The sequence below is a fragment of the Nocardioides albidus genome (assembly GCF_006335005.1).
GTDB lineage: Bacteria > Actinomycetota > Actinomycetes > Propionibacteriales > Nocardioidaceae > Nocardioides > Nocardioides albidus.
Genome location: NZ_VDMP01000014.1, coordinates 1 through 5310, shown reverse-complemented (window position 1 = coordinate 5310; position 5310 = coordinate 1). Strand labels below are relative to the sequence as shown.

The following is a 5310-nucleotide window of genomic DNA, read 5'->3' as shown; positions in this document are numbered from 1 at the left end:
CGCCGTCGGCGAGTCCGCCTGTCCGGGACTGGCGTACGGCGTCGCCGTTGCCGATCCCGACGAGGCCGAGGAGCGCGCGGAGGCCGGCGAGGACGTCGTCCTCGTGCGCTCGGCGACCTCCCCCGACGACCTGCACGGCATGCTCGCCGCGCGCGCCATCGTCACCGAGTACGGCGGCGCCACCTCACACGCCGCGGTCGTGAGCCGCGAGATCGCCCGGCCCTGCGTGGTCGGGTGCGGCGCCGGCACGGTCGAGTCGCTGGTGGGTCGCGAGATCACCGTCGACGGCGGCACCGGCCAGGTCTGGGCCGGGCGCATCGAGACCGTCGCGGCCGAGCAGGACCCGTACCTCGCCCGGCTGCTGGCCTGGGCCGACGCCGCGGAAGCCGGCGCGTGAGGGCTCCGATCGCGGTCGTCACCGGCGCCTCGCGCGGCGCGGGTCGCGGCATCGCCCTGGCACTGGGCGACATCGGCGCGACCGTCTACCTGACCGGGCGCTCGGCGTCGATCGACGCCGTGGCCGCCGAGGTCACCGCCCGCGGCGGACGCGGGATCGGCGTGGTCTGCGACCACGCCGACGACGACGCCGTGGCGGCCCTGTTCGTCCGAGTGGGGGAGGAGCAGGGACGTCTCGACATCCTCGTCAACAACGCCATCGCGCTGCCGTCCGGACTCGGCGACGACCAGCCGTTCTGGGAGCGCCCGCTCGGGCACCAGTCGATGTTCGACGTGGGTCTGCGCTCGACGTACGTCGCCGCCTGGCACGCCGCCCCCTTGCTCATCGAGGCCAGCGGGCTGCTCGTCAACACCTCGTCCTTCGGCGGCGGGTGCTACATGCACGGGCCGGCGTACGGCGCGGTGAAGGCCGGCGTCGACCGCCTGGCCCACGACTTCGGCATCGACCTGGCGCCGCACGGCGTCACAGCCGTGTCGCTGTGGATGGGCATCCTGCGCACCGAGCGGACGCTCGCCGCGCTGAAGGCGGACCCGGACAAGTACGGCGATCTCGCCGCCCGCACCGAGTCCGTCGAGCTCCCCGGCCGGGTCGTCGCCGCGCTGTGGCAGCATCCCGACCGGGCGAGCTGGAACGGGCAGGTCGTGGTCAACGCGGAGCTCGCCGCCGAGCTGGGCGTCGTCGACGTCGACGGCGGCCTGGCCCCCTCGCACCGGCCGATGCTCGGCGGTCCGCCGACGGTCAATCCCGCGATCGTGCGCTGACCCGGGGCGTCGAGGCCAGCGGCCCCGACGCCCGGACGAGGCGGCTCAGTGAGCCCGCCCGGCAACGGCCTCCTCGAGGCGGGTGCGGCCGCTGAGCTGGATCAGGTCCTCGTGGAGCTCGAACCACACCGTGTGGTAGCTGTCGAGGATCGGCCGGGCCACCCACGTGGTGTCGCCCTCGGCGAGCCGGTCCTGCGCGTGCTGGAGCCGTGCCGGGTAGCGCGCCAGCCGGGGCGCGATCGCCGCGAGCCGCTCGACCAGCGGCAGCACCTTCTGGTGCAGCTCGGCGAGGCGGGCGAGGACGCCGGCGTCGTACGCCGCGTCGGTGTGGTCGTTCGGCGTGCCGTCGGCGCGCAGCTGCCAGGCGGTGACGATGGTCTTGAGGTCGGCGTTGACGACGCAGAAGTCGTCGTACGCCGCGGCCAGGCTCGGCTGGTCGACCGCGGACGCGTCGGCGGCGAGCAGCTCGGCCAGGCGGGCGCGGCCCTCGTCGGCGAGACGGTAGCCGGCGCCGGCCTTGGTGAGGAGGCCGGCGGCCTCGAGGTCGGTGAGCAGGGCGTCGGCGGCGTCGACCGCGATGTCCAGGGGCGTGGCGACGTCGGTCGCGCGCACCCTGCCCTTCAGCTCGACGACGCGCAGCACGCTGAGCAGCGGGGTCTGGGGCAGCTGGGGCTCGGCAACGGACATGGCGGACTCCTCTCGGATCGGTGCCCCGAGACTCACCCGATCCGCGCGTGTGAGGGCGGTCTCTCCCGATCAGCGGGACGAGTGGACGCCAGCGCGGGGTCCCCGGGGAAGGTGAGGTCGACGTCAACCGCGTGCGATCGCTACGGAGGAACAGTGGACACGGTGAGTGAGGCCACCCGGTGGCTCGACCTGGTGGAGGTCGACAACGTGCGTGACCTCGGAGGCCTGCCCCTCGCGGGCGGCGGGGTGACCCGCTCGGGGGTGGCCTACCGCGCCAGCACCCTGCAGCAGGCGTGCGCGGCCGACGTCACCGAGCTGGTCGACGTACGACGCCTGCGCACCGTGATCGACCTGCGGCTGCCCGACGAGGCCGCCCGCGAGGGCCACGGCCTGCTCGGCGACGCGGGCGTACGGGTGGTCAACCTGCCCGTGCGGAAGGCCGACGCCACCCTGCTCGACGTCGTCGTGCCGTCGGGCACGAGCGCCGACCTCGGCGCGCTCTACTGGCAGCTCCTGGCGGGCAGCACCGAGGCGTTCGTCGAGTCCGCCCGGATCATCGCCGACCCCGAGCAGCACGCCGTCCTCTTCCACTGCGCGGCCGGCAAGGACCGGACCGGAGTCATCGCCGCGGTCCTGCTCGACGCGGTCGGCGTGCCGGCCGACGCGATCGCCGCCGACTACGCGCTCACCTCCGAGCGCGCGGCACGGGTGCGTGAGCGACTGGTGCGCATCCCCGCCTACCAGAACCTCCCCAACGTCGGCCAGGGCGTCTTCGCCGTCGACGGGACGGCGATCGCCTCCTTCGTCGACGCGCTGCGGGCGACGTACGGCGGCGGGGGCGAGTTCCTGCTCCGCCACGGCCTGACCGACGCCGAGCTCGCCGGCCTGCGCGCCGCGCTCGTCGGCTGACCGCTCAGCGAGCCGCGTCGGCCGAGTCGGCCGCGTCGGCCGCGTCAGCCGCCGAAGGCGCGCAGCCGGCTGATCAGCGCCCGCGCGTGGTAGCCGCCCACCCGGACGTCGCGCCACAACCGCGCCACCGGGTCGTCGTTGTCGAGCGCGTGGGCGCGCAGGCTGGCGAAGACGAGCCCGGTCGTCTCGACGGCCCGGTCGACGGCGTACAACTGGTCCTCGAAGGGGTCGCGCGGCTGGTCGTCGGGATCGTGGTGGCCGATCGCCTGCTCCCGCAGGACGAGCGCGGCGCCGTCGAGGAGCGAGGCGGCGCGGGCGATCCGGGCGGGGGACAGGTCGAGCGCGGTGACGTCCTCGCCGCCGTGGGAGAGGGCCAGCCGCTGCCGCGACTGCTCGAGGTGGGTGACGAGGGCGCCGGCCGCCGCACCCACCAGCGCCATCGCGACGATCGTCCCGACCGGCCGCAGCTCGGACGCGCGGTGCTCGGCGTCGGCCCACGAGCCGACCGGGACCGCGGCGCCGCGCACGCGGACGTCCTGGGCTCCCGACGCCGTCAGACCGACGGTGTCGAGGGGCTCGGAGAGCTCGCAGTCGCCGATCGGCACCAGCGCCAGGCCGGCCCGCCCGGGCTCGCCGGGGACCTCGTGTCGGCGTACGCCGAGCAGCAGCCACGACGCGTGCGCCGCTCCCGTCACCGCCGACCAGGTGCCGTTGAGCACGGGTGCGTCGTCCGGGCCGGTCAGCCGGCCGGCCGTCTCCGGGCTGAACGCGACCAGCGGGTCGACCGCCTGCTCGTGCACCCGCTCCCAGGCAGCCGGCGGGAAGAGGTCGAGCAGCCAGGGCACGGATCCGCCCGCGGCCGTCACCCAGCCGGTCGAACCGCAGGCGGCGGCGACGGAGCGCACCAGCTCGAGGACCTCGGCCTCGCGCTCGCCGTTCTCGCCGCGCTCGGCGGCGGGCACCAGGGCGAACGCGCCGGCGTCGAGCAGGGCGGCCAGGACCTCGGTCGGGATCCGTCGTTCGGCCTCGGTGCGCGCGGCCTCCTCGCGGATGCGGGGGACCAGGTCGGCGACGCGGTCGCGCAGCGCAGTGTGGGTGTGCAAGGGTGCTGATCTCCTTCGGGATGTCAGACCGACCCTAGATGAGGAGGAACGTGTGAGCGAGGCGACCGACGCGATCATCGCGCAGGTGCGGGAGATGCTGCCCGACCTGGCCCGCGACGCCGCGGCCGTCGAGATCAACGGCGCGGTGGACGCGAGGGTCGTCGAGCGGCTGGGGGAGATCGGGTTCTTCCGGATGCTGCGACCGCAGCGGTACGGCGGCTTCGAGGCCGACCCCGTGTCCTTCTTCCGTGCCGTGCGCCTGCTGTCGCGCTCGTGCCCGGCCACCGGCTGGATCGCCTCGGTCCTCGGCGGACACGAGTGGCACCTCTCGCTGTTCGACGACCGCGCGCTGGCCGAGGTCTGGGGCGCGGACCCGCACGCGCTGCTCGCGTCGTCCTACACCCCCGACGGCCAGCTCACCCCGACCGACGGCGGCTACCGCCTGTCCGGGCGCTGGCGTACGTCGACCGGCATCCACCACGCCTCCTGGGCGGTCCTCGGCGCGCTCCTGCTCGACGGCAACGGCGAGCCGGTCGACTTCGTCGGCGCCCTCGTGCCCGCGGCCGACTACCGGATCGAGGAGCGCTGGGACCCGACCGGCCTGCGGGCCGTCGCGGCCGACGGGGTCGTCGTCGAGAACGCCTTCGTGCCGTCGTACCGGACCTTCGGGGCGCGGGAGCGGATGCTCCAGGAGGACCCGGCCTGGGCCGCGAACGTCGCGCCCCTGCACCGGATGCCCTACAGCGTCATCCACACCCACGCCGTCGCCGTGCCGGTGATCGGTGCTGCCGAGGGGGCGTACGACGCGCTGCTGGCCGACCACCCCGCGGCGGCCACCGTCCCGAGCGTCGCCCGCGCCGCCACCGACCTCCACGTCGCCTGGCGCCAGCTCACCGGGCACCTCGAGCGGCTCCTCGAGCGTGCCGAGCGCAACGAGCCGCCCGACACCGAGAGCGCCATCCGCGCCCGCCGCGACCAGTCCCTCGCGGCCGAGCGCGCCGTCCGCGCCATCGGCACCTTCCTCGACGCGGCCGGCCCCGAGGCCTGGGAGCGGCGCCACCCCCTCCAGCGGGCCTGGCGCGACGCCCAGGTCGCTGCCACCAACGCCGCCAACTCCGTCGACCAGACGCTGTCCATCTTCGGTCGCTGGGCCTACGGCCTCGACGTCGGCGACCGGTGGTGGTGAGCGCCGGCTGACCGGCGCGTTCCCCGCTGCCGCGGGTTGCGTCATACGAACGGTGGTCTGGAGGGCTCGGAACGTATGACGTCCGTGCGTGCGGGGTGGGATGTCATCCGAACGGTGGTCTGGAGGGCTCGGAACGTATGACGTCCCCGCGCGCGGGGTGGTGCGTCATACGAATGGTGGTCTGGAGGGCTCGGAACGTATGACGTC

General features: G+C 74.9%; 6 protein-coding genes. 4 read left to right on the top strand and 2 right to left on the bottom strand.

The annotated features are described in order from the left end of the window. A partial coding sequence (locus FHP29_RS22120) for a PEP-utilizing enzyme (RefSeq protein ID WP_240044249.1) occupies window positions 1–397 on the top strand: 397 nt, incomplete at its 5' end. Further along, the gene (locus FHP29_RS02185) at window positions 394–1218 is read left to right on the top strand and encodes an SDR family NAD(P)-dependent oxidoreductase (protein ID WP_205013808.1); all 825 of its coding nucleotides are present in this window, start codon (window positions 394–396) and stop codon (window positions 1216–1218) included. The genes FHP29_RS22120 and FHP29_RS02185, both read left to right, overlap by 4 nt. Before the next feature lie 45 nt (window positions 1219–1263). Here the strand turns inward: FHP29_RS02185 and FHP29_RS02180 are convergent, their stop codons facing one another. Then, window positions 1264–1905: a MarR family transcriptional regulator gene (locus FHP29_RS02180; RefSeq protein ID WP_139621242.1), complete on the bottom strand. Its 642-nt coding sequence runs from the start codon at window positions 1903–1905 to the stop codon at window positions 1264–1266. Between the two features lie 162 nt (window positions 1906–2067). Between FHP29_RS02180 and FHP29_RS02175 the strand changes: the two genes are divergently transcribed. Beyond that, on the top strand, window positions 2068–2814 hold the full coding sequence (locus FHP29_RS02175) for a tyrosine-protein phosphatase (protein WP_158296447.1): 747 nt from the start codon (window positions 2068–2070) through the stop codon (window positions 2812–2814). Window positions 2815–2858: 44 nt separating this feature from the next. Here the strand turns inward: FHP29_RS02175 and FHP29_RS02170 are convergent, their stop codons facing one another. Further along, on the bottom strand, window positions 2859–3917 hold the full coding sequence (locus FHP29_RS02170; protein ID WP_139621241.1) for an acyl-CoA dehydrogenase family protein: 1059 nt from the start codon (window positions 3915–3917) through the stop codon (window positions 2859–2861). A gap of 52 nt (window positions 3918–3969) precedes the next feature. On the opposite strand from FHP29_RS02170, the gene FHP29_RS02165 reads away from it, so the two are divergent. Beyond that, window positions 3970–5103, top strand: coding sequence for an acyl-CoA dehydrogenase family protein (locus tag FHP29_RS02165; protein WP_158296446.1), 1134 nt, complete (start codon window positions 3970–3972; stop codon window positions 5101–5103). Window positions 5104–5310 lie beyond the last annotated feature (207 nt).

Bases quoted from the DNA above. Each gene is read 5' to 3' on its own strand.
- FHP29_RS02180 (WP_139621242.1), bottom strand. From the start codon at position 1,905: ATGTCCGTTGCCGAGCCCCAGCTGCCCCAGACCCCGCTGCTCAGCGTG.